Origin of the sequence: Streptomyces sp. NPDC127114 (assembly GCF_042677525.1) — a bacterium.
Lineage (GTDB): Bacteria > Actinomycetota > Actinomycetes > Streptomycetales > Streptomycetaceae > Streptomyces.
On the sequence record NZ_JBHXTJ010000010.1, the window covers coordinates 208,845 to 232,377 of the forward strand.

At 73.7% G+C, this 23,533-nt stretch carries 22 protein-coding genes and 1 pseudogene; 15 read left to right on the forward strand and 8 right to left on the reverse strand.

Annotation, left to right across the window (positions count from 1 at the left end):
- Positions 1-25: 25 nt before the first annotated feature.
- The 3 genes from ACFVGS_RS13815 (at position 26) to ACFVGS_RS13825 (ending at position 2,406) form a co-directional block, all read left to right on the forward strand.
- Positions 26-808, forward strand: coding sequence for a TetR/AcrR family transcriptional regulator (locus ACFVGS_RS13815; RefSeq protein WP_385692563.1), 783 nt, complete (start codon positions 26-28; stop codon positions 806-808).
- Entirely contained in the window at positions 805-1,083 is a 279-nt protein-coding gene (locus tag ACFVGS_RS13820) for a hypothetical protein (RefSeq protein WP_384422335.1), read from the forward strand. The genes ACFVGS_RS13815 and ACFVGS_RS13820 overlap by 4 nt, the downstream gene beginning before the upstream one ends.
- 192 nt (positions 1,084-1,275) lie before the next feature.
- Positions 1,276-2,406: an NlpC/P60 family protein gene (locus ACFVGS_RS13825; RefSeq protein ID WP_384422337.1), complete on the forward strand. Its 1,131-nt coding sequence runs from the start codon at positions 1,276-1,278 to the stop codon at positions 2,404-2,406.
- On the opposite strand, the gene ACFVGS_RS13830 is transcribed toward ACFVGS_RS13825, so the two are convergent.
- From ACFVGS_RS13830 to ACFVGS_RS13850, 5 genes are read right to left on the reverse strand one after another with little or no spacing between them, the layout of a single operon-like run.
- The gene (locus ACFVGS_RS13830; protein ID WP_384422339.1) at positions 2,379-3,614 is read right to left on the reverse strand and encodes a styrene monooxygenase/indole monooxygenase family protein; all 1,236 of its coding nucleotides are present in this window, start codon (positions 3,612-3,614) and stop codon (positions 2,379-2,381) included. The genes ACFVGS_RS13825 and ACFVGS_RS13830 overlap by 28 nt on opposite strands.
- A 53-nt stretch (positions 3,615-3,667) precedes the next feature.
- Positions 3,668-4,351 (reverse strand): ATP/GTP-binding protein, encoded by a 684-nt coding sequence (locus ACFVGS_RS13835; RefSeq protein WP_384422341.1) that lies wholly within the window; start codon positions 4,349-4,351, stop codon positions 3,668-3,670.
- Positions 4,332-4,745, reverse strand: coding sequence for a DUF742 domain-containing protein (locus tag ACFVGS_RS13840; RefSeq protein WP_385692564.1), 414 nt, complete (start codon positions 4,743-4,745; stop codon positions 4,332-4,334). Before ACFVGS_RS13840 ends, ACFVGS_RS13835 begins: the two co-directional genes overlap by 20 nt.
- Positions 4,742-5,233, reverse strand: a complete 492-nt coding sequence (locus ACFVGS_RS13845; protein ID WP_384422345.1) for a roadblock/LC7 domain-containing protein — start codon at positions 5,231-5,233, stop codon at positions 4,742-4,744. The genes ACFVGS_RS13840 and ACFVGS_RS13845 overlap by 4 nt, the downstream gene beginning before the upstream one ends.
- Positions 5,230-8,217 (reverse strand): nitrate- and nitrite sensing domain-containing protein, encoded by a 2,988-nt coding sequence (locus ACFVGS_RS13850; protein WP_385692565.1) that lies wholly within the window; start codon positions 8,215-8,217, stop codon positions 5,230-5,232. The genes ACFVGS_RS13845 and ACFVGS_RS13850 overlap by 4 nt, the downstream gene beginning before the upstream one ends.
- Positions 8,218-8,589: 372 nt before the next feature.
- Between ACFVGS_RS13850 and ACFVGS_RS13855 the strand changes: the two genes are divergently transcribed.
- On the forward strand, positions 8,590-9,372 hold the full coding sequence (locus ACFVGS_RS13855; RefSeq protein WP_385692566.1) for a hypothetical protein: 783 nt from the start codon (positions 8,590-8,592) through the stop codon (positions 9,370-9,372).
- Between the two features lie 22 nt (positions 9,373-9,394).
- Here ACFVGS_RS13855 and ACFVGS_RS13860 read toward each other — a convergent pair whose 3' ends face one another.
- On the reverse strand, positions 9,395-9,880 hold the full coding sequence (locus tag ACFVGS_RS13860; protein ID WP_384422350.1) for a MarR family winged helix-turn-helix transcriptional regulator: 486 nt from the start codon (positions 9,878-9,880) through the stop codon (positions 9,395-9,397).
- A 226-nt stretch (positions 9,881-10,106) separates the two neighbouring features.
- Here ACFVGS_RS13860 and ACFVGS_RS13865 point away from each other — a divergent pair, with 226 nt between their 5' ends.
- The 3 genes from ACFVGS_RS13865 to ACFVGS_RS13875 all read left to right on the forward strand — a co-directional run bounded on the left by ACFVGS_RS13865 (position 10,107) and on the right by ACFVGS_RS13875 (position 13,387).
- Complete coding sequence (locus ACFVGS_RS13865; RefSeq protein ID WP_384422352.1) at positions 10,107-10,943, forward strand: lysozyme; 837 nt, start codon at positions 10,107-10,109, stop codon at positions 10,941-10,943.
- Positions 10,944-11,149: 206 nt separating this feature from the next.
- On the forward strand, positions 11,150-12,034 hold the full coding sequence (locus ACFVGS_RS13870) for a lytic polysaccharide monooxygenase (protein ID WP_385692567.1): 885 nt from the start codon (positions 11,150-11,152) through the stop codon (positions 12,032-12,034).
- 201 nt (positions 12,035-12,235) lie between these two features.
- Positions 12,236-13,387, forward strand: a complete 1,152-nt coding sequence (locus ACFVGS_RS13875; protein WP_384422356.1) for a glutamate--cysteine ligase — start codon at positions 12,236-12,238, stop codon at positions 13,385-13,387.
- A 238-nt stretch (positions 13,388-13,625) separates the two neighbouring features.
- Here the strand turns inward: ACFVGS_RS13875 and lon are convergent, their stop codons facing one another.
- Complete coding sequence (gene lon / locus ACFVGS_RS13880) at positions 13,626-16,037, reverse strand: endopeptidase La (protein WP_384422358.1); 2,412 nt, start codon at positions 16,035-16,037, stop codon at positions 13,626-13,628.
- A 130-nt stretch (positions 16,038-16,167) separates the two neighbouring features.
- Here lon and ACFVGS_RS13885 point away from each other — a divergent pair, with 130 nt between their 5' ends.
- Together ACFVGS_RS13885 and ACFVGS_RS13890 are read left to right on the forward strand one after the other, a co-directional pair.
- Positions 16,168-16,803, forward strand: coding sequence for a GNAT family N-acetyltransferase (locus tag ACFVGS_RS13885; protein ID WP_384422360.1), 636 nt, complete (start codon positions 16,168-16,170; stop codon positions 16,801-16,803).
- Between the two features lie 46 nt (positions 16,804-16,849).
- Positions 16,850-17,371: a hypothetical protein gene (locus ACFVGS_RS13890; protein ID WP_384422362.1), complete on the forward strand. Its 522-nt coding sequence runs from the start codon at positions 16,850-16,852 to the stop codon at positions 17,369-17,371.
- Here ACFVGS_RS13890 and ACFVGS_RS13895 read toward each other — a convergent pair.
- On the reverse strand, positions 17,331-17,993 hold the full coding sequence (locus tag ACFVGS_RS13895; protein WP_384422364.1) for a TetR/AcrR family transcriptional regulator: 663 nt from the start codon (positions 17,991-17,993) through the stop codon (positions 17,331-17,333). The two genes, ACFVGS_RS13890 and ACFVGS_RS13895, sit on opposite strands and share 41 nt — an antisense overlap.
- 147 nt (positions 17,994-18,140) lie before the next feature.
- Here ACFVGS_RS13895 and ACFVGS_RS13900 point away from each other — a divergent pair, with 147 nt between their 5' ends.
- The 6 genes and pseudogenes from ACFVGS_RS13900 to kgd form a co-directional block, all read left to right on the forward strand.
- A complete protein-coding gene (locus tag ACFVGS_RS13900) occupies positions 18,141-18,884 on the forward strand; it encodes a glycoside hydrolase family 3 C-terminal domain-containing protein (RefSeq protein WP_385692568.1) in 744 nt (247 codons plus the stop codon).
- A 166-nt stretch (positions 18,885-19,050) separates the two neighbouring features.
- Complete coding sequence (surE, locus tag ACFVGS_RS13905; protein ID WP_385692569.1) at positions 19,051-20,175, forward strand: 5'/3'-nucleotidase SurE; 1,125 nt, start codon at positions 19,051-19,053, stop codon at positions 20,173-20,175.
- 87 nt (positions 20,176-20,262) lie between these two features.
- Positions 20,263-20,946, forward strand: a complete 684-nt coding sequence (locus ACFVGS_RS13910; protein ID WP_384422370.1) for a spermidine synthase — start codon at positions 20,263-20,265, stop codon at positions 20,944-20,946.
- Positions 20,947-21,018: 72 nt separating this feature from the next.
- A complete protein-coding gene (locus tag ACFVGS_RS13915) occupies positions 21,019-21,756 on the forward strand; it encodes a response regulator transcription factor (protein ID WP_128978112.1) in 738 nt (245 codons plus the stop codon).
- Positions 21,753-22,850 (forward strand): ATP-binding protein, encoded by a 1,098-nt coding sequence (locus tag ACFVGS_RS13920; RefSeq protein ID WP_384422372.1) that lies wholly within the window; start codon positions 21,753-21,755, stop codon positions 22,848-22,850. The genes ACFVGS_RS13915 and ACFVGS_RS13920 overlap by 4 nt, the downstream gene beginning before the upstream one ends.
- Before the next feature lie 303 nt (positions 22,851-23,153).
- Positions 23,154-23,533 (forward strand): annotated as a pseudogene (gene kgd / locus ACFVGS_RS13925) (multifunctional oxoglutarate decarboxylase/oxoglutarate dehydrogenase thiamine pyrophosphate-binding subunit/dihydrolipoyllysine-residue succinyltransferase subunit); the annotation flags it as partial.

Below are 23,533 nucleotides of genomic sequence, written 5' to 3' on the forward strand. Positions count from 1 at the left end.
CCGACCCCGGCGTTACGCTGCCGGCATGACCAGTGCCGCCACGCCCGCGTACCGCCGGCTCAGCGTCGAGGAGCGGCGGCTCCAGCTGCTCGACGCGGCCCAGACGCTGTTCGCGCACCGGCCGCCGGAGGACGTGTCGCTCGACGACGTCGCCGAGGCCGCGGGCGTCTCGCGCCCGCTCGTCTACCGCTACTTCCCGGGCGGGAAGCAGCAGCTGTACGAGGCGGCCCTGCGCTCCTCGGCGGACGCGCTCGAGCACTGCTTCGCGGAACCGCCCGAGGGGCCGCCCACCGAGCGCCTCGCCCGGGTCCTCGACCGCTACCTGGCCTTCGTCGACCAGCACGACGCCGGGTTCGCCGCCCTGCTGCGCGGCGGCAGCGTCGCCGGGACCTCGCGCACCTCGGCGATCGTCGACGAGGTGCGCCGGGCCGCGGCCGAGCAGATCCTGTTCCACCTGGGCGTGACCGGGCCCGGACCGCGCCTGTCGATGATGGTGCGGACCTGGATCGCGGCGGTGGAGGCCGCCTCGCTGATCTGGGTGGACGAGGGCAAGCGGCCGCCGGCCGGCGAACTGCGGGACTGGCTGGTCGACCATCTGGTGGCGCTGCTCACGGTCACGGCGGCGGGCGATCCGGAGACCGCCGAGGTGGTGGCCCGGCTCCTGGCCCAGGGGCGGGCGGCGGGTCCGGTCGGCACGCTGGCCAGGAACGTCATCCCGGTGGTGAGCAAGGCCGCGCACCTGCCGCGAGCCTCCGCTGGGTCCCGCGGGACTCCCCCGGGACCACCGGAGGGGACACTGGTGGGGTGAAGAGCGAGAACACCCCTTTCCGCGGCGGCCCCCTCGACGGCCGGGTGCTGCCCGTCCTGGTCGGCCCGACCGGTCATCCTCCGAAGTGGTACGAGGTGCCGGTCCCGGCGCACGACGGGCGGCCCCCGATGCTGTACGCCTACCGCCGCGAGCCGGCCGGCTACACCAAGCGGCTCGGGCTGCAGCGCGGCTGGGTGTACGTGTACGCGCCGGACGGGCGGGAACGCCGGGAGATCCGGTGGCCGTGGTCGAAGCCGGCTGCTCCGAAGGAGTGAGCGCGCCGAACACCCGCCGGATCATCCGTTAATCGGAGTATTCCTGCCGTCATCATCCCCGGTGGAGGTGGTGACGTGCCGGGACGACGGCTGCGCACGGTCCGCACGGGGACGAAGGCGGGGCGGAAGGCGGGGCGGAAAACGGGCTCGAAGGCGGGGAGGCTGACGGGAGTCCTGACGGGAGTGCTCGCCATGGCGACGACCCTCGCCGCGGGCCCGGCAGCGGCGGCGCCCGGCGATCCCACCGACTCCGTCTCCGGACTGCTCACCCGGCTCCGCACCCTCTACCAGGAGACCGAGCGGGCCGCCGAGGCCTACAACGCCGCCGACGAGGCGCTGAAGAAGCAGACCGCCGACACCCGCAGGACGGACGCCGAGCTGACCGCCGCCCGGCGCGCCCTCGCGCGCGGCCGCGACGAGGCCGGGCGGCTGGCCCGGCAGCAGTACCAGGGGCGCTCCGAACTCTCCCCGTACCTCGGACTGCTGCTCGCGCCCGATCCCCGGCGTGCCCTCGACCAGGAGCATCTGCTCGCCCGCGCGGCCCGCGAACGGGCCGGCGTCGTCACCCGCCTCCAGGCCGCCGAGAAGAAGGCGGACGCCCTCGCCACGGCCTCCCGCAAGGCCCTCGACCGCCGCAAGGCCCTGCTGGCCGGCCGGCAGAAGCAGAAGGACGCGGTCCGGACGAGACTCCGCGAGGTCGAGCGGCTGCTCGCCTCGCTCACCACCGACCAGCTCGCCCGCCTCGCCTCCCTGGAGAAGGCCCAGACCGCCGGCGCCCAGAACCAGCTCCTCGGCTCCGGCGTCCTCGACGGCCCCCGCACGCCCTCCGGGGCCGGCGCCGAGGCGCTGCGCTTCGCGGTGCGGCAGATCGGCAAGCCGTACGAGTGGGGCGCGGAGGGCCCCGACACGTACGACTGCTCCGGCCTCACCCAGCAGGCCTGGGCGGCGGCCGGCCGCGAGATCCCGCGCACCAGCGAGGAACAGTGGGCGGTGCTCCCCCGCGTGCCCCTGGACCGGCTCCGCCCCGGCGACCTGGTCGTCTACTTCGCCGAGGCCACCCACGTCGCCCTCTACCTCGGCGACGGGCTCGTCGTCCACGCCCCCCGGCCCGGCGCCCGCGTCAAGGTCTCCCCGATCGCCGCCAACCCGCTCCTCGGCGCCGTCCGCCCGGACCCGGACGGCAGCGCCCTGAAGACGTACGCGCCGCCCGAACTCCCGGCGGGAGCCACGGACGGCGCGGACGAGGGCTTCGGCGGGACCCGGCCCGAGGACGGGACCCAGGCCGGGGACGGGACTCAGCCGGCGGACACCGAGGCCAGGTAGGCGGCGGTCTTCTCGGGCTCGAAGAAGAAGTCCTCGAAGTCCGCGGGGTCGTTGAAGCCGTTCGCGAACCGGTCGGCGACCGGCTGGAGCTGCCCGGCCGCGCCGAGCAGGTTCAGGACGTGCTCCGGCGGCGGCGCGAGCATCGCGTTGGTCCACTTGGTGACGTGCCGGGCGGTCTGCCAGTAACGGTCGAAGGTGGCCCGCATCCAGTCCTCGTCGAAGGGGCGGTCGCCGTGCTCGACGATCGACGCGAGGTACGCGGCCGCGCACTTGGACGCCGAGTTGGAGCCCTGGCCGGTGATCGGGTCGTTGGCCACGACCACGTCGGCGACGCCGAGGACCAGGCCGCCGCCGGGCAGGCGGCCGATGGGGTTGCGGACGGTCGGGGCGTAGCGGCCGGCCAGGGTCGCGCCCGCGTCGGTCAGCTCGACCTTGGTGGCGCGCGCGTACTCCCAGGGCGTGAACTTCTCCATCAGCTCCAGGGTGAGCGCCAGGTGGTCGGCCGGGTCCTTGACGCCCTTGAAGACGTCGAGCGGTCCGCCCGGAATTCCCTCCCAGAAGAGGATGTCGGCGCGGCCCGAGGTGGTGAGGGTCGGCATGACGAAGAGCTCGCCGACGCCCGGCACCACGTTGCACCGCACCGCGTCGAACTCCGGGTGCTCCGGCCGCGGGCCGAGACCGTGGACGTACGCCACGGCCAGGGCGCGCTGCGGCTCGTCGTACGGGGAACGCGCGGCGTCGCGGCCGAACATGGAGACCAGCTCGCCCTTGCCGGCCGCGACCAGGACGAGGTCGTAGCCGCGGGAGAAGTAGTCCAGGTCGCCGACGGCCGCGCCGTGGATGACCAGCTGGCCACCGCGCTGGGCGAAGGTCTCCATCCAGCCGGCCATCTTCACCCGCTGGTCGACGGACTGCGCGTAGCCGTCGAGCCGGCCGACCCAGTCGATCACGCGGGCCGACTCCGGGCCGGCGACCGAGACGCCGAGGCCCTCGATCCTCGGGGCCTGGGACTCCCAGAAGTTGAGGCCGAGGTCACGCTCGTGCTGGAGCGCGGTGTCGAACATGCACTGCGTGGACATCACCCGCCCGGCGCGGATCTCGTCCGCCGTGCGGTTGGACATCAGGGTGACTTCGTAGCCCTTCGACTGCAGTCCGAGGGCGAGCTGGAGACCGGACTGACCGGCGCCGACTATGAGTATCTTCCGCATGGGCGACCTTGGGGGTGTGCTCGGGGATGTGCTCGGGTGTGCTCGGGGAGGAGCTATTCGGGGGTGGCTTCGAGGGCGTGCTCGACCATCGCGAGCAGCGTCTCGACCACGCTGTACCGCTTGCGGGCGTCCATGATCAGGATCGGCACGTGCGGGGGCACGGTCAGGGCGTCCCGTACGTCCTCCGTCTCGAAGCGCTCGGTGCCCTCGAAGTGGTTGACGGCCACGATGTACGGCAGTCCGCAGCTCTCGAAGTAGTCGAGCGCCGGGAAGCAGTCGGTGAGCCGGCGCGTGTCGGCCATGACGATCGCGCCGATCGCGCCGCGCACGAGGTCGTCCCACATGAACCAGAAGCGCTGCTGTCCGGGCGTGCCGAAGACGTAGAGCACCAGGTCGTCGTCGAGCGTGATCCGGCCGAAGTCCATCGCGACGGTCGTGGTCAGCTTGTCGGGCGTGGCGGTGAGGTCGTCGGTGCCCTCGCTCGCCGAGGTCATCAGCGCCTCGGTCTGGAGCGGGGTGATCTCGGAGACCGCGCGGACGAAGGTCGTCTTGCCGACGCCGAAGCCGCCCGCGACGACGACCTTGGTCGCTATCGGGGCGCGCGAGTGGTCCAGCTGCCAGTCCTGGGCGCCCTCCTCGGTGTCGGGCACCGCGGTCTCGGCCGTGGGCTGGGCGGGGATGCCGGCGACCGCCGGCGGTTCGGCGACCGAGGTCGCGTCAGAGACGGCGGAGTCCACTCAGCACCCTTTCGAGGAGCGCGCGGTCGGGCTGGCCGGTGCCGTGACCGGTCCCGTACACACGGATCTTTCCCTGGTCGGCCAGGTCGCTGAGCAGCACCCGGACGACCCCCAACGGCATCGTCAGGAGCGCCGAGATCTCCGCGACCGTGCGCATCCGGCGGCAGACCTCGACGATGGCCCGCATCTCCGGCATCAGGCCGCGCGCCGCGGGGCCTCCGTCGGTGAGGGCCCTTCGCTCGGGCGCCGCCTCCAGCGCGGCCACGAAGGTCTCCACCAGGAGCACGTGGCCGAAGCGGGTGCGGCCGCCGGTGAGCGAGTAGGGACGGACGCGGGAGGGGCGGCGCCCCTCCCCGCGTATGGGCAGCCGGTGGGCGTGGACGGCGGCGGTCACCGGTCGCTCTCCACGGACCGGGCGGACTTGGCCAGTTCGCTGCGCAGCTCGGGGGTGAGGACGTGCCCGGCCCGGCCCACGAACAGCGCCATGTGGTACGCGATGACGCTCATGTCGCAGTCGGGCGTGGCGTGCACGCCGAGCAGCGAGCCGTCGCTGATCGACATGACGAAGACGCTGCCCTCCTCCATCGCCACCATGGTCTGCTTGACGCCGCCGCCGTCCATGAGCCGGGCGGCGCCCACGGTGAGGCTGCCGATGCCCGAGACGATGGTGGCGAGGTCGGCGCTGGAGCCCCGGGGGCCGTCCGTACGGTCGGCCGTGGGCGCCCCGGTCTGGGCGTCCGGGTCCGACGAGAGCAGGAGCAGTCCGTCCGAGGACACCACGGCGACGGAGCGGACCCCCGGCACCTCCTCGACCAGGTTCCCCAGCAGCCACTGCAGGTTGCGGGCCTCGCTGCTCAGTCCGAATGTTCCGGTCGCAGTCAACTGCGTGCCTCCTCGACGGTGTCCCCCGTGTTCTCCGTGTTCGTGTCGGGCCGTGCTGTCTCAGCGGCGCGGATCTCGGCGGCCACGTCGCGGCGGCCGTTCTCGGCTCCTCGCTGGAAGCCGCCGAGCCGCCTGCGCAGCGCCTCGGCGTCCACGCCGCCGCGGCGTATCGGTGCGGCGGGGGTCCGGGCCTGGCGCACCGTCCGCGGCGTCCGCTTGGGAAGTCCCTTGTCGGTGACCCGCTCCCACTGCCCGGCCTGCGGCCCGGGCTCGGGCTCCGGCTCGGTCCGGGGCTGAAGCCGGGGCTGCGGCGCCCCGGCCGCAGGGGTCTCGGCGAGCGGCTCCTCGCCGGCCCGCTCGTGGGCGTCGGGCTCGGCCGGCGGATCGGGCAGCCGCACCTGAAGCGTGGTCTCGGCCACGGACGCGCCGAGCACGGACTCGGCCTGCTCGGGCTCCGCCGCCTCGGACTGCGCCGCATGCTCGTTCTGCCCGGCGTGCGCGCCGGGCTCGGCAGGCGCGCCCTGTGCGAACTGCTCGCCCCGCGCGACCTGCTCGCCCTGCTGCCGCGCCGACTCCGGCGCGGGCCGGTCCTCGTACGCCGGCTCGGGTTCCGGCCTCGCCTGCGCCGTCGGTGCCGGCTCCGCCTCGGCGCCGGTACCGGCCTCCGCCTCGGCGATCGCGCGCTCCGCCGCCTCGACCAGCGGGTCGCGGTGGCGGGAGGGCAGCGTGTTGGAGTTGGCCTCGGCGACCGAGCCGGGAAGGGTGAGGACGGGCACCTGGACGCCCGGGGCCGCGAGCGTCACGGTCGGCGGCACGCTGGCCGGCGGGGCCGAGGGCAGCAGCGCCAGCGGCAGGACCACGACGGCCGTCGTGCCGCCCTGGGTGTCCTCGCGCAGCTCCACCCGTACGCCGTGGCGCGCGGCGAGCAGCGCGGTGACCCGGATGCCGAGTCCCTCGCCGTCCGCGCCGGTGGGCGCCGGGTCGGCGAGCCGGGCGTTGAGCTCGGCGAGGCGGGCCGCGGCGATGCCGATGCCGCCGTCCTGCACGGAGAGCATCACCTCGCCGGACTCCAGGAGCCAGCCGGAGAGCTGGACCTGGGTGTCGGGCGGCGAGAACGAGGTCGCGTTCTCCAGGAGTTCGGCGATCAGGTGGCTGAGGTCGTCCGCGGCGAAGCCGGCGACCTGGGCGTGCGGCGGCAGCGACTGGATGCTGACCCGCTCGTAGCGCTCGATCTCGCTGACGGCGGCGCGCAGCACGTCCACCAGCGGCACCGGGCCCGGGTGGCCGTGGTGGTGCTCGTGGCCGGCCAGGACCAGCAGGTTCTCGCTGTGGCGGCGCATCACGGTCGCCATGTGGTCCAGCTTGAAGAGGGTGGCGAGCCGGTCCGGGTCCTGCTCGCGCTCCTCCAGCTTCTCGATGACGCCGAGCTGGCGCTCGACCAGGCCGAGGCTGCGCAGCGAGAGGTTGACGAAGGTGTGGTGGACGGTGCCGCGCAGGCGCTCGAGCTCGGCGGTGAGCAGGGCGTTCTGCCCCTGGAGCTCGGCGCGCTGGGCGGCGAGCTCGGCGGCGAGGGCCTCACGGGCGCCGGCCAGGTCGGCGCGTTCGCCGTCGAGCCGCTCGACCTGGGCGGCGAGCGCGGCCAGCTTGCCCTGGAGGGTGTTGAGGGACCGTACGACCTGGGCGAACTCGTCGTTGCGTCCGGTGAAGCGGATCGGCTGCTCGTGCTGCGGCTCGGGGGAGGCGGCGAGCCGGGCGGCGCCGATGCGGACCACGGCGAGCGGCCGGGTCATGCTGCGGGCGACGTAGGTGGCGATGCCGACGGCGACGAGCAGGCAGCCGCCGAGGAAGGCGACGCGGATCTCGAGCGCGGTGACGTCGTCGTCGCGGAGCGCGGAGAGCCGCTCGACCCGCTGCGCGGCGAGCGAGGACTCCACGCCGCGCATCTGCTCGATGCGGGAGGAGAGCGCGGCGTCCAGCTTGGCCTGGTCGGTGTCGAGCTCGGACTCGGAGAGCTCCGGCCGGTCGGTGAGCCGGGCCAGGTGGCGCTCGGCGCTCTTCACGTCGGGGCCGGCGACGGTGGCGGCGAGGGAGTCGCGCGCCTCGGTTCCGGCGGCCTGGTCGAAGTCGGCGAGGGCGGCGAGCTCGCGGACCCGGGCCTGCTGGGCGGCGGCGCTGAGCGCGTTGCGGGCGCGGTCGGCCTCCTCCGCGCCCTCGGGCCGGTCGGTGACGTAGGTGCCGGTGACCGGGTCGTAGTGGGTGGTGCCGCTCGACTCGGGGCGCGGGACGGCGAGCGCGGCGAGCAGCAGGCCGCGTTCGGCGGAGGCCTGCTCGGTGGCGCGGCCGAGGGCGGCGGGGGCCCGTACGGCCTCGGCGGCGCGGGCCGGGGTGTGTTCGGCGAGCTGGTCGGCGAGGGCCTGGAGCTTGGTGATGACGTCGGTGTAGGCCTTGTGGGCCTCCAGGGCGCTGCCCTTGCCGGTGAGCGCGGTGCGCCGGATGGAGGGCACGCCGGCGAGCTCGCGGCGCAGCTCCTCGGGGGCGGCGGGGCGGATCTCGTCGATCTGGCGGTCGACGCGCGCGGAGCGGGCGTCGGTGATCCGGCGCTTGTCCTTGGCGGCGCCGCTCTCGCCCTGCTCGTCGCGGCCCGCGGCGATGTAGGCGACGACCTCGTCGCGCTCGTCGGAGAGCGAGTGGGCGAGGGTGACGGCCTGGCGGTCGAGTTCGGCGAGGGCGACCAGGTTGACGGACTCGTCGAGGTCGGCGGAGGCGGTGAGGACCATGGGCGCGCCGGCGGCGAGCACGGTGACGCCGACCAGGGCGACTCCGGCGACGAGCCGGCCGCGGACCCGCTTGGCGCGGCCGCCGGAGGTCACGGGCTCGGGTGCCGAAGGCTCCGCGGGCAGCCCGGGGTTCTGCGGGTCACCGGGGGTCTGGCTCCGCGCGCCGTTGTTGCTCCGAGGCCGCTTCTTCTGCACCGGTGCTCGCATTCTTCACTCGTCCGCCCATGAAGCAGAGGTGACGACCGGTCACATGTAAGAGCCCCCACCCCTGGTGTGTCTTCCGACCATTTCAGCGGTTCTGGTCAGGGGACTCGCATCGGCCGCTCCGCCACCCGAACGAGTGAACAACACTCCGTAGTTGAGGAACAACTCTCCTCCGTGAGCGCCGGGGCGCCGGGCTTACCGTCGGTTGGATCTTCCGGGCGGGCTTTGGCAGGATGCGCGCCCGCAGCTTCCCGGAGGCGGCACTTCCGGCCGTCCGGGGCCGTCAGAACCCTTTGGTACAGGCCATATCGGGACGTCTGGACGCGCCGTGAAGGACTCATGCAGACGGGCCGTCCGCGGGGCAGACTGTGGATCATGCGTACGGAAGCGGCGTCCCTGCCCGGCAGTCCCGAACGGCCCAATGAGGACTGGGTGGCCGCAGTTCTGCCCGCCTCGGGGGTGGGTGGTGTGGTCGTGGTCCTGGACGGGGTGACGCCTCCGCCGGGCGGCGACGGTTGTGTGCACGGGGTGCCCTGGTTCACCGCCCGGCTCGGGGGCGCTTTGACCGAACTGTCCGCTTCGCGAGGCGATCTGACCCTGCCCGGGATCCTGTCGCTGGCAATCCGGCGCACCGCGGACGTCCACCGGGACACCTGTGACCTTTCTCACGTGCGCACGCCGCAGGCGACGGTGGCCATGGCCCGCTGGGGCGCGACCGTGGTGGAGCACCTCGTGCTGTCCGACGCGGCCCTGCTCCTCCAGGGCCCGGACGGCACGGTACGGGCGGTCCTCGACGACCGGCTCGACCACGTGCCGGCCGAGGTCCTGCGCTCCCGGGAGGCTACGGACCGGCTGCGCAACCAGGAGGGCGGCTTCTTCACGGCCGCCGCCGATCCGTCCGTCGCGGCCCGCGCGGTGACGGGTACGACCCCGAGGGCGGAGGTCCGGGCGGTCGCGGCGCTGTCGGACGGGGCGACCCGCTGGGTGGAGCTGTTCCGCGAGGGCGACTGGGCGGACCTGTTCGCGGTCCTGGGCAAGGAGGGCCCGGACGGCCTGCTCCGGCGGGTGCGCGCCCTGGAAACGGCGGACGCCCGGGCGGGCGTGCCGCGCCGCTGGAAGCTCCACGACGACGCGTCGGCGGTCTATGCGGTCCTCTGAGACACCGGGACGGGCCGGCCGGTCAGCCCTCCGCCGACCGTACGTTGAAGTGGTGCAGCAGCCGGGCCAGTTCCGCGACCTCCGCGCGGTCCCAGTCGGCGAGCTTGCGCACGTACCGCTCGCGGCGGGCGTCCCGTACGTGCCGGAAGCGGCCCTGGCCCTCCTCGGTGAGCCGGACCAGTGAGGCGCGGCCGTCGGCGGGGTCGGGATCGCGGGCGACCAGGCCGAGGTCCTCCAGAGCGCGCAGCTGGCGGCTCATCGTGGCCTTGCCGACGCCGAACCAGCCGGCGAGGTCGGTGGCGCGCTGGGGTCCGGCCTCGTCGAGCCGTACGAAGAGTCCGTAGGCGGCGGGCTCCAGTTCGGGATGGACCTCGCGGGCCATCTCGCCGGACTGGGCGCGGGCGCGGCGCAGGAAGACCGCCAGTTCCCGCTCCAGGGCGAGGAATTCCTGGTCCACACCACTCCCGCCCTTGGGTCCGGATTCACTCCCCGTACCGCTTCCGTGCACGTCAGCACCCCTCGCGCGCTTTCCGCTCGCTGAAAGTTTCTTTCGGGCCGCGGCCATCGCCGCAGCTCCTTCAGTATTTCGCAGGCGTAGACCAACGGCAGCCCCCAGGCCCCCTTCCGCCGGACGGGTCTACGTGCGTAGCGTCATCACCGGCGACACCGCCTGACATGTCCACACCAGGACCTGTCCGCCATGGTTCCCCCACCGAGCCTTTCGGAGGCACGCAATGCGTGTGCACAGATCCGGAACGTCCCTCGCCGGCGCCGCCCTCGCGGCCCTGGCCCTCCTCCTCCCCGTCGCCCTCTCCGGCACCGCAAGCGCCGCCGAGGACCCCGGCACCCGGCAGGTACCCGCCCGCGGCTCCGCCTACATGGGCATGGGCGTGATCGCCCACGACGGCCAGGGCGCGCAGCCGGGCGGCATCTCGGTCCAGGCCGTCCAGACCGAGGGCGTCGACGTCTCCAGCCACCAGGGGAACGTCGCCTGGTCGACGCTGTGGAACAGCGGGGTCAGGTGGGCCTACGTCAAGGCGACGGAAGGCACCTACTACAAGAACACCTACTTCGCGCAGCAGTACAACGGCTCGTACAACGTGGGCATGATCCGCGGCTCGTACCACTTCGCCACGCCCGACACGACGACCGGCGCGGCGCAGGCCGACTACTTCGTGAACAACGGCGGCGGCTGGTCCCGGGACGGCAAGACGCTGCCCGGCGCGCTCGACATCGAGTGGAACCCGTACGGGGCGACCTGCTACGGCAAGACCCAGTCCGGGATGGTCAGCTGGATCTGGGACTTCGTCAACCGGTACAAGTACCGGACCGGCCGCTACCCGGTGATCTACACGGCGACCAGCTGGTGGAAGCAGTGCACCGGCAACTACGGGGGCTTCGCCACCAACCACCCGCTCTGGATCGCCCGCTACGCCTCCGAGGTCGGCGAGCTCCCGGCCGGCTGGGGCTACTACACGATGTGGCAGTACACCTCGTCCGGCCCGACGGTCGGCGACCACAACCACTTCAACGGGGACCTCTCCCGCGTCCAGGCGCTCGCGAACGGCTGACGGGCGCACGACGGACGAACACGTGGGGCGGCGGGCTCCCCGGGGTGCGGCGGCACTCCGGGGAGCCCGCCTTCTTCGTCGCACCCCTTGCTCATTGGTATGGACCAATGCGACCCTCGGGGCGGCGCACCTCAGCCGCAACTGCCGTGCGCCGCAGGCCTGTTGCTCGTCCCGTCCTCCCCCACGCACGAGAGAGAGCTGCCCGCATGCCCCGCATCACGACCTCCCGGACCCGCCGCGCCGCCGCCGCGACCGCGCTGACCGCCGCCGGCGCCGCCGCCCTCGTCTCCCTCACCCCGACCGCCGCCCAGGCCCACGGCGCCGTGTTCAACCCGGTCAGCCGGATCGCGGCCTGCTACGCGGAGGGGCCGGAGTCCCCCGACTCCCAGGTGTGCAAGGACCTCGTCGCCGACTCCGGCACCCAGCCGCTCTACGACTGGAACGAGGTCAACATCGCCAACGCCGACGGCAACCACCAGGCCCTCATCCCCGACGGCAGGCTGTGCTCGGCCAACCGGGAGAAGTACCGCGCCCTGGACTGGGCCCGCACCGACTGGCCGGCCACCGCGGTCAGCCCCGGCGCCTTCGGGTTCAAGGTCCGGGTGACCGCCCCGCACTCCGGCACCATGACGATGTACCTCACCAGGCCGGGCTTCGACCCGACCCAGCCGCTCAAGTGGTCCGACCTCGACAGCACGCCGGTCGCCGTCCACACCACCACCCGCACCGCGACCGACGGCTACTACGCCTTCACCGGCAACCTCCCGGCCCGCACCGGCCGCCACATCGTCTACATGGTCTGGCAGCGCAACGACAGCCCCGAGGCCTTCTACAGCTGCTCGGACGTCACCTTCGGCGGCGCCACGGCCGTCAAGGCGCAGGCCCCGACGGAGGCGAAGATCGCGGCGGGCGCGTCCCTGTCGACGGTCAGCCACGCGGGCCACGGCGGCGACGAGCAGGCCCCGGCCCTGTCCGCCGGCACCGCCGAGGCCCCCTCCTCGCCGCTCCCGCTCGCCCTCGCGGGCGCCGGGGCCCTGGCCGTCTTCGGCGCGGGCGGCCTCCTCCTGACCCGGCGGCGCGGCGAGAACTGACACCGCATCCGGCTCACGCAGGGGCGTCCGCACCGGGCGCCCCTCAGGTGGCCGCCCGGGTAGCTCCCCGGGCGGCATTTCGCGCCATGTCGGCGCGGACGGGTGAGAGCGGGCGCGCTCGTGGACACGCTTGGGGATAGCTCTTTCGAACGGCCGTCCCGCGCACCCCCGCCCGCCCCCGCCCGTGAAGGAGTGCCCTCCATGCGCCATGAGCAGCCGTGGACCTACCACCGTGGAGAAGGGCTGCGCACGTTCGGGGTCGAGGAGGAACTGCTCCTCGTCGACCCCGAGACCGGCGTCCCGCAGCCGCTCTCCGGCACCGTCACCGAGATCGCCGGCTGGCACGCCGACGTGCTGCGGCGCTCCGACCGGGCCGAGCCGGCGAAGTCCGAGCTGTTCTGCGAGATGCTGGAGATCGGCACCCGGCCCTGCGTCACCTCGGCCGAGCTCGACGAGCAGCTGCGGCAGGCCAGGCTCGCGGCCGCGGCCGCCGCGAAGGAGGCCGGTGCCGCGGTGGCGGCCCTCGCGACCGCGCCGGTGCGTTTCGACCCGCTGCTCAACCCGGCCGACCGGTACCGGCGCATCGAGGACCGGTTCGCCCGGCTCGTCGACGACAAACTCACCTGCGCCTGCCACGTCCACGTCCACCTCACCTCGGCCGCGGAGGGCGTCGGCGTGCTCGACCGGATCCGGCCCTGGCTGGCGCCGCTTCTCGCGCTCAGCGCCAACTCGCCCTATTGGCAGGGCCGGGACACCGGCTACGCGAGCTGGCGCCACCAGCTGTGGTCGCGCTGGCCGATGGCCGGGCCGAGCGAGCTGTACGGCGACGTCGAGGCGTACGAGGAGACCACCCGGGCGATGCTGGCGAGCGAGGTGCTCGTCGACGACCACATGGTCTACTTCGACGCCCGGCTGTCCCGGCGCTATCCGACGGTGGAGGTCCGGGTCGGTGACGTGTGCCAGCACGTCGAGGACGGTGTGCTCCTCGCCGTCCTCGTCCGCGCCCTGGTGGAGACCGAGGCCAGGGCCTGGCGGGCCGGCCTGGACGCCGACCCGGTGCCGACCGCCGTCCTGCGCCTGGCCGCGTGGCGGGCCAGCCGGCACGGCCTCGGGGACGAGCTGCTGCACCCGCTGACCTGGCAGCCGGCCGGGGCGGCGGAGGTCCTGGAGGCCCTGCTCGACCATGTCGGCCCCGCCCTGGACGCCGCGGGCGACCGGGACCTGGCGGAGCGCGGCGTCGCGCAGCTGCTCGCCCGGGGCACCGGGGCCGACCTCCAGCGCGCCGCCCACGACGGCGACCCGGGCCTGGCCTCGGTGGTCGCCGACGCCGTGCGCCGAACCCTCCCGGCCTGAGTCAGGGCGGTGGGGCGCCCTCCCAAAGGAAGGGCGCCCCACACCCGCACCGCGGACGGCCCACACCCGCACCGCGGACGGCCCACACCCGCACCGCGGACGGCCCGCCCCCGCTCGGAGGGCGGGCACACCACCACACCAAGGGCGCCCGCCCCACCGCAGCACCGCGGACGGGCCGCCGCCGCTCGGAGGGCGCCCCACCGCACCAAGGGCGCCCCACCGCCGCGCCGAGGGTGCGTCAGGCTGCCGCGCTCACCGCGACCTCCGCCGGGGCGAGGGCGAGCTCCAGGACCTGGCGGACGTCCGTGACCGGGTGGACGTCCAGCTTCTCCAGGATCTCGGCCGGCACGTCGTCCAGGTCCGCCTCGTTCCGCTTGGGGATCACGACCGTCGTGATGCCCGCGCGGTGAGCCGCGAGGAGCTTCTGCTTCAGGCCGCCGATCGGCAGGACCCGGCCGGTCAGGGAGACCTCGCCGGTCATCGCGACGTCCGTGCGGACCAGCCGGCCGGAGAGCAGCGAGGCCAGAGCCGTGGTCATCGTGATGCCCGCGCTCGGACCGTCCTTCGGGACCGCGCCCGCCGGGAAGTGGATGTGCACGCCGCGGTCCTTGAGACCGGTGACGGGCAGCTCCAGCTCCGCGCCGTGCGAGCGGAGGAAGGAGAGCGCGATCTGCGCGGACTCCTTCATCACGTCGCCCAGCTGGCCGGTGAGCGTCAGCCCCGCCGCACCCGTCTCCGGGTCGGCCAGCGAGGCCTCGACGAAGAGCACGTCGCCGCCGGCTCCGGTCACCGCGAGCCCGGTGGCCACGCCGGGCACCGCGGTGCGGCGCTCCGCCGGGTCCTGGGCGGACTCGGGCACGTGGTGCGGACGGCCGATGAGCCCGCGCAGGTCGTCCGCGCCGATGGCGAACGGGAGCTCCCGCTCGCCCAGTTCGTGCTGGGCGGCCACCTTCCGCAGCAGCCGGGCGATCGAGCGCTCCAGGGTGCGGACGCCCGCCTCCCGGGTGTACTCGCCGGCCAGCTTCCGCAGCGCCGCCTCCTCCAGGACGACCTCGTCCTTCTCCAGGCCGGCCCGCTCCAGCTGCCGGGGCAGCAGGTGGTCACGGGCGATGACGACCTTCTCGTCCTCGGTGTAGCCGTCGAGGCGGACCAGCTCCATGCGGTCGAGCAGGGCCTCGGGGATGGCCTCCAGGACGTTCGCCGTGGCGAGGAACACCACGTCGCTCAGGTCGAGTTCGACCTCCAGGTAGTGGTCGCGGAAGGTGTGGTTCTGCGCCGGGTCCAGGACCTCCAGGAGCGCCGCCGCCGGGTCGCCCCGGTAGTCGGAGCCGACCTTGTCGATCTCGTCGAGCAGGACCACCGGGTTCATCGACCCGGCCTCCTTGATCGCGCGGACGACACGGCCGGGCAGCGCGCCCACGTACGTACGCCGGTGGCCGCGGATCTCGGCCTCGTCACGGACGCCGCCGAGGGCGACCCGGACGAACTTCCGGCCCATCGCGTGGGCGACGGACTCGCCGAGCGAGGTCTTGCCGACGCCGGGCGGGCCGACCAGCGCGAGGACGGCGCCGCCGCGTCGGCCGCCCACGACGCCCAGCCCGCGCTCGGCGCGCCGCTTGCGCACCGCCAGGAACTCGGTGATGCGCTCCTTCACGTCCTCCAGGCCCGCGTGCTCGGCGTCCAGGACCGCCTTCGCGCCCTGGATGTCGTACGCGTCCTCGGTCCGCTCGTTCCAGGGAAGCTCCAGCACCGTGTCGAGCCAGGTGCGGATCCACGACCCCTCGGGCGACTGGTCGCTGGACCGCTCCAGCTTCTCGACCTCCTTGAGGGCCGCCTCGCGGACCTTCTCGGGCAGGTCGGCGGCCTCGACGCGGGCCCGGTAGTCGTCGGACTCGTCGCCCTCGCTCTCGCCGTTGAGCTCGCGCAACTCCTTGCGGACGGCCTCCAGCTGACGCCGGAGCAGGAACTCACGCTGCTGCTTGTCGACGCCCTCCTGGACGTCCTTCGCGATGGTCTCGGCGACGTCCTGCTCGGCCAGGTGCTCCCGCAGCTGCGCGGTGGCGAGCTTGAGGCGGGCGACCGGGTCGGCGGTCTCCAGGAGCTCGACCTTCTGGTCCAGGGTCAGGAAGGGCGAGTAGCCGGAGTTGTCGGCGAGGGCGCCGACGCCGTCGATCTGCTGGACGCGGTCGACGACCTGCCAGGCGCCCCGCTTCTTCAGCCAGCTGGTGGCCAAGGCCTTGTACTCCTTGACCAGTTCGGTCACGGCGCCGGGCAGCGGGTCGGGCAGGGTCTCCTCGACGACGGTGCCCTCGACCCACAGGGCCGCGCCGGGGCCGGTCGTCCCGGCGCCGATGCGGACGCGGCCGCGGCCGCGGATCAGCGCGCCGGGGTCTCCGTCGGACAGCCGGCCGACCTGCTCGACGGTGCCGAGCACACCGGTCCCGGCGTAGGTGCCGTCCACCCGCGGCACGAGCAGCACGCGCGGCTTGCCGGCCCCGCTGCGCGCGGCGGCCTGCGCGGCCTCGACCGCGGCCCGTACGTCCGCGTCGGACAGGTCCAGCGGCACCACCATTCCAGGCAGCACGACCTCGTCGTCGAGCGGCAGCACAGGCAGAGTGAGCGGCGCGGACGCCATGGACTCAGAAGCCATGATCTCCCCTTCGGCAGTCAAGTTGAGCTCTGTGGACTCAATGCACCTGCGCCGCGGAATGTTCCCCGAGCCGTGTTCGCTCTGAGCGATCGGCTATCCGCAGGCCGTGAACAGCAGATGTAATGCCTCCATGGATATCTCAGCCATTACCTCGGCCTGGGTGCGCGGCTGGACCGTGTCCCGGGGCACGCCGCCCGCCGTCGTCGAGCCGTGGGGCTACCGCATCGACGTGGGACTGCCCGGGCACGTCTTCCGGCACGTGCTGCCGCACCCGGACGAGGTGTCCGTGGGCAAACTGTGCGCCGCCGTCACCGAGCCCGGCGCCTGGCTGAAGGTGATGGCGGCACCCGAGGACGTGGCGCCCTGGATCACCGAGGGCTGGACGATCCCCGACGACCCCGGCTTCATGATGACCAAGCGGCTCGACCCGTCGGTCCGGCCCGCACCGCCCGAGGGGTACGCGCGCACCACGGAGACCGGCGAGGGGGTGATCCGGGTGCGGATCCTCGCGCCCGACGGGACCCTGGCCGCCCGCGGCCAGATCGCGCCGACCGGGCCGACCGCCGTCGCCGACCAGATCGAGACCGACCCGGCCCACCGCCGCCGCGGCCTCGGCGCCAACGTGATGCGCACCCTGGAGGCGGCGGCCGCGCAGGCGGGCGCGGAGACCGGAGTCCTGTCGGCCACCACCGACGGAATGGCGCTCTACGACTCCCTCGACTGGTACTACCGCGGCCCGCTCACCGGGGTCGTCCGCACCGGTTGAGCCGTTCCGGCTGCGCGAACGCCGGGTGAGCGGGCATGCTCGGTCCATGGAGTACGCGAAGCGGTACGGGGCGGCGGCGGTGCTCGCCGCGGTCGTCGCCCTGGCGGGCTGCGCCCGGTCCCCCGCGGCGCCTCCCGACGACTCGGGCGGCCTGAGCGTGCCGGCTGCCCCGAGCCCGTCGGCCACCGCGTCCGCGCCGGCCAGGGCGGACCGTCCGGCACCCCAGGAGGTGCTGGTCGAGGTCGTCGTGAACGGCGGCTTCGCCGGTGTCCGCAACAAGCTGGTCGTCCGCTACGACGGCTCGTACGAGCTCCGCAAGGGCACCGGGGAGCCCACGTCGGGCCGGATGACGAAGGCCCAGGTGGCCGAGTTGCGCGCGGCTCTGGAGGACCCTGCGTACGCCAGGGTCCCGGACCGCCCCACCGGTGCGCCCGCGCCGGACGGCTTCGAGTACTACGTCACGTACGCCTACCGGCTCGTCGTCACCCGCGACGGCGAGGACCGGCCACCGGCCCTGGAGCGGGTCTTCAAGGCGCTCCCGGAGGGCCACCCGCCGACGGCGCCGTGATCTCCTCGTACTGGCGCCGCAGGAAGGTCCGCACGCGCCCCGGCATGTCCATCGAGTCCGGGGCCAGTGCCCACTGGATCTGGAGCCCGTCCATGACGGCGAGCTGCTCCTGGGCCACGGCGAGGCAGTCGATGCCGGTGCGCAGTTCACCGCGCCTCACCGCGGTCTCCAGGAGGTCGACGGTGTGCCGGAGGACCCTCGCGTAGCGCTCCTTGAAGTACTCGTGCGCAGGGTGGCCGACGTTGCCGGACTCGCCGACGAGCACGTTGAACATCCGGACGATGCCGGGCCGGCGGGTGTTGTCCTCGATCAGCGCGACGAGCGTGTCCAGGTACGCGGCGTAGGACTCCGGCTCGGTGCTGAAGAGCCGCTCGACGTCGTGCTGCTCGCTCTGCGCGAGGACCGACAGGAGCAGGTCCTCCTTGCTGCGGAAGTGGTGCAGCAGACCGCCCTGGGTGATCCCGCAGTCATGGGCGATCCGGGCGAGCGAGGAGGCGTGGAAGCCCCACTGCCCGAAGTGCTCGACGGCGGTGTCGAGGATCTTCCGGCGGCGCGCGTCACCGACGGCATAGCTGCCCCTGCCTGCGGTTTTACGGGCCGCGGGAACGTTCTTCTCCGGCATGGGGCCACCCTAGCCCCGCCTCGATCCGGACCCTCCGCCCCGTGACCCAGGTCACATTTCACAAACCTAGTACCTACTCGGTTTTCGCGCTTAGCCTGTGGGCGCCGCGGCCGACCCCCGGCCTCCGCACACGTGAGGCAGCCCCCGATGCACCCGTACCAGGACCCCGCCCGCCCCGCCCCCGAGCGGGTCGACGACCTCCTCTCGCGCATGACCCTGGAGGAGAAGGCCGGACAGCTCTTCCACTCCATGCTGACGATGAACCCGGACGGCACCCCGGTCACCGAGACCGACGGCTCGCTGCTCCCCCTCACCGACGAGGCCGCGGAGACGGTCGGCCGCGCGGACTTCACCGCCGCGGGCGCCGCTGCCCAGCGCCGCTCGCTGACCGTGCTCACCGCGGGCCCGCTGCCGCTCTCCGGCCGCCCGAGGCTGTACGTGGAGAACGTGGACCCGGACGCCGCGGCGGCGTACGGCGAGGTCGTGGCGAACCCGTCCGAGGCCGACCTCGCCCTCCTTCGCCTCCGCACGCCGCACGAGGAGCGCCCGAACCGCTTCGAGTCCTTCTTCCACTCGGGCAGCCTGGCCTTCGCCCCGGAGGAACTCGCGCGCGTCCTCACGCTCCTCCGGGCCGTCCCCACCGTGGTCTGCGTCAACCTGGAGCGCGCCGCGGTCCTCCCGGAGATCGCCGAGCGCGCGGCGGCGCTCCTCGCCGACTACGGGGCGAGCGACGCGGCGCTGCTCGACGTCGTCTTCGGCCGGGCGAAGCCGGAGGGCCGCCTCCCCTTCGAGCTTCCGCGCTCGATGGCGGCGGTGGAGGCGGCCCGCCCGGACGTCCCGAACGACACCGAGGACCCGGTCTTCCCGTACGGCCACGGCCTCACGCTCTGAGCCGCGGACCGGCGGGCCCGCGCCCGCTCCGGCCCCGGCCCCGGCCAGCCCGCCCCCCGGCACCCGGCACCCGGCACCCGGCACCCGGCACCCGCAGCGCATCCGTACCCGGTCCGGCCCGGCCCGGCCCGGCACCACACCTGTCATGCACCTGAAGGGACCCGTCATGCGCACGTATCTCGCCCTCACCACGGCGGCCGCGGTACTCACCGGCGTCGGCGCCACCGCCTACGCGACCACTCCCCCGCTCGCGACCACGACGCCGACCACGGCAACTGACACTTCCCCTGCCACGACCGCCAAGCCCCTGGCCGGCCTGCGCGTCCTCCTCTCCAACGACGACTCGATGCAGGCCGCCAAGGCGAGCAACTCCGACGGCCTCGGCCTCTACGAGCTGCGCCGCGCGATGTGCGCCGCCGGCGCCGACGTCGTCGTGATGGCGCCCTGGCAGGTCCAGTCGGGCAAGGGCACCGCCGTCACCAACGGCGGGGTCGTCACCGTCCAGCGCCGCTCCGGCGCCGGACTGCCCGCCGGGTACGCGGACGACTGCTCCGGCGCGCCCTCCGGCGGCGCGGTCTTCGGTGTCTGTCTCTCCGCGGGCCCCTGCGGCAAGGACACCCCGAGTGCCACGCCCGCCGACACCGTCAAGCTCGCCCTGCGCGGCGGCCTGAGAGCGAAGGTCGGCTGGGACGGGGCGCCCGACCTGGTCCTCACCGGCATCAACTCCGGCCCGAACGTCTCGGCCAGCGTCAACGACTCCGGCACCGTCGGCGCCGCCGTCGCCGCGATCGACCAGGGCGTGCCCGCCGTCGCCTTCTCCTCCTCGGGCGACGCGAGCAACACGTCCTTCCCGCGCGTGAACTACCGCGCCCACGCCGAGTTCGGCGCCCGCTTCGTGGCCGGCCTCCGCGGGCGCGGCCTGCTGACCTCCGCCTTCGCGCTGAAGGTCGACTACCCGGACGTCAGCGCCGGGCAGCGCGCCAAGGCCCCGGTGTGGACGCGGGTCGGCGACGGCGCGGTGGTCTACCACGCCTTCGAGCAGCGGGGCGCGGACGGGTCCGGCGACAGCACCTCCTTCGACATCGCGCTCGGCCTGTGCCCGCTCGACGGCAGCGGTGCGGGCGAGTGCGCCGAGGGCCGCGAGGACGCCGACTCGACCTGGCTGCTCGACCGGGGCCACGTCACGGTCGCGCCCGTGACCTGGGACCGCACCTACGGCACGCCCGTGGACGCCCGTCGCACGCTCAACCGGATCGAGCACTACGTGACCCACGAGGCCCCGCGCCCGTAGGACTCGATAAGCGTTTGTCCCGGCCTCCCGCGTTTCCGAGGATGGCCGGGACAGACACGTACGCATCGAGCCACGGAGTGAACGACCATGACCGTCCCCGTCACCCTCGACCGCCGCCAGGGCCCGTACGGAGAAGTCGTCCTGCGCCGCCGGGACGCGGACGACCGCACCCACTACGAGATCATCGCCAACGGCACCTTCCTGATGGACACCTCCGACGGACGTTCGGAACGGCTGCTCGTCGACGCGGCGATGGACGCGCTGCCCGAGGAACGGCGGCCGGGCGCCGCCGTCCTCATCGGCGGCCTCGGCGTCGGCTTCTCGCTCGCGCACGCCGCCGCCGACCCGCGCTGGGGCCGGATCGCGGTCGCCGAGCGTGAGGAGGCGATCATCGACTGGCACCGGCAGGGGCCGCTCGCGGCGCTCTCGGGCCGGGCGCTCGCCGATCCGCGCACCGTGATCCTGCACACGGACCTGGTGGAGTACCTGCGCACCACCTCCGACCACTACGACGCCCTCTGCCTCGACATCGACAACGGGCCGGACTGGACGGTCACCGAGGACAACGAATCCCTTTACTCCGCCGAGGGTTTGGCCGCCTGCGCGGCGCGGCTCGCCGCGGGCGGAATCCTCGCGGTGTGGTCGGCGCGGCCGTCCGCCGATTTCGAAGACTCGTTGCGGAATGCCGGATTCAGCGGGGTACGGACCGAAGAGGTCCCCGTTGCCCGGGGCGTCCCGGACGTGGTCCACCTCGCCGTCCGACCCGCCTGATCACCTGCGTAGCCTTGACGCCGCCGGTGCCTCTAGGCTGCTGCACCGACATCGGCGACGCGAGGCGGGGCAATGGAGCAGACACACACCACGAACCAGGGTGCGGCGACGACTCCGGGAGCCCAACGCCGCGTGCTGGTCGTCGAGGACGACGCCACCATCGTGGAGGCGATCTCCGCGCGGCTGCGGGCCGAGGGCTTCCTCGTCCAGACCGCGACCGACGGCCCGGCCGCCGTGGACGCCGCCGAGGCGTGGCAGCCGGACCTGATGGTGCTCGACGTGATGCTGCCGGGCTTCGACGGCCTGGAGGTGTGCCGCCGGGTGCAGGCCCAGCGCCCCGTCCCGGTCCTGATGCTCACCGCGCGGGACGACGAGACGGACATGCTGGTCGGCCTCGGCGTCGGCGCCGACGACTACATGACGAAGCCGTTCTCGATGCGCGAGCTGGCCGCCCGGGTGCACGTGCTGCTGCGCCGGGTGGAGCGGGCGGCGCTCGCGGCGGTCACGCCGCGCAGCGGGATCCTGCGGCTCGGCGAGCTGGAGATCGACCACGCGCAGCGCCGGGTCCGGGTCAGGGCCGAGGACGTGCACCTGACGCCCACCGAGTTCGACCTGCTGGTCTGCCTGGCGAACACCCCGCGCGCGGTGCTCTCCCGTGAGCAGCTGCTCGCCGAGGTGTGGGACTGGGCGGACGCCTCCGGCACCCGGACCGTGGACAGCCACATCAAGGCCCTGCGCCGGAAGATCGGGGCCGAGCGGATCCGTACGGTGCACGGGGTGGGGTACGCGCTGGAGACCCCGGCGCCGTGAGCCGCCGGGGGCCGCACCCCGAGCGCCGCGGCAGGCGCCGGATCGTCATCTCGATCAAGACCAAGCTGGGCGCTCTGGTCGTCGGGGCGGTCCTGCTCACCTCGGGGCTCGCGCTGGTGGCCATCCGCACCTCCACGGAGTTCCGCTACATCACGATCTTCGCGATGATCGCGACCCTGCTGATCACCCAGTTCGTGGCGCAGTCCCTGACCGCGCCGCTGGACGAGATGAACCACGTGGCCGGGTCGATCTCACGCGGCGACTTCAGCCGGCGCGTGCGCGGCGCGGACCGCCGTGACGAGCTGGGCGACCTCGCCTCGACGATCAACCGCATGGCGGACGACCTGGAGGCGGTCGACCGGCACCGCAAGGAGCTGGTCGCCAACGTCTCGCACGAGCTGCGCACGCCCATCGCCGCGCTCCGCGCCGTTCTGGAGAACGTGGTGGACGGCGTCTCCGACGCCGATCCGGAGACCATGCGGACGGCCCTGAAGCAGACCGAGCGGCTGGGCCGGCTCGTGGAGACCCTGCTCGACCTGTCACGGCTCGACAACGGTGTCGTCACGCTCAAGGCACGCCGCTTCGAGGTCTGGCCGTATCTGTCCGGCGTGCTGCGCGAGGCCAATCTCGCGGCCTCCCAGCGCGGCCTGTCCTCCACGTCGGGCCTGCACAACCGCACGGACGTCCATCTGCACCTGGACGTGTCGCCGCCCGAGCTGACCGCGCACGCGGACGCCGAGCGGCTGCACCAGGTGATGGCGAACCTGATCGACAACGCCGTGAAGCACTCGCCGCCGCACGGGCGCGTGACGGTGCGGGCGCGGCGCGGGCCCTTTCCCGACTCGCTGGTGCTGGAGGTCGAGGACGAGGGCCCCGGCATCCCGGAGTCGGAGCGGCACAAGGTCTTCGAGCGGTTCAACCGCGGCACGGTCCCGGCCCAGCAGGGCCCCGGGAGCGACGGCGGCACCGGTCTCGGCCTGGCCATCGCCCGCTGGGCGGTGGATCTCCACGGCGGCCGCATCGGAGTGGCCGAATCCGCACGTGGCTGCCGGATCCAGCTCACCCTTCCGGGGAGCCCGCAGCCGCGACATTGACGTAGGGTTCGAACCGGAAGCTCTCGTTCTGCGTGTACGTGTACGACTGCTCGTACGAGCGCTCGTCACGGGTACCCGTGGGATCCGGTCAGGGGTGCGGCCAACAGGGCCGCAGCCACGGTTCTCCGTACCCTCACAGAACCGGAACCCCGCTTGTTTCCCGCCATTCACGGCACCGAAACACCTCGTCAAGTGTGACTTGCGCGACGTTGGAGCGCCCGGCCTGCACCTCCCGGCCAGGGAGGCGTAGCCTTTATTTCCGCTGTCCATCACCTTGCGAAGCGGAAGAGGGCGGTTGCCGCCGTGTCGTCTCAGTCCCCCAGTACCCCGAGCTCCCCGGCAGACCAAGACGGGCAGGGCGTGAGCCCCGCAGCCGCCTTCGGTGCCAACGAGTGGCTCGTCGACGAGATCTACCAGCAGTACCTCCAGGACCCGAATTCGGTCGATCGTGCCTGGTGGGACTTCTTCGCCGACTACAAGCCCGGAGCGTCGGAGACCCCGGCCGCCCCGGCCGTAGCCGCGCCGACCACCCCGAGCGCGCCCGCCGCGCCGCAGGCGGGCCCCGCACAGGCCGCGCCTGCCGCTCCGGCGGCCTCCGTGCCCGCGCCTGCCGCTCCCGCGGCCTCCGTGCCCGCTCCGGCCGCCCCGGCTCCGGCTCCCGCCGCCCCGGCCCCGGCGAAGCC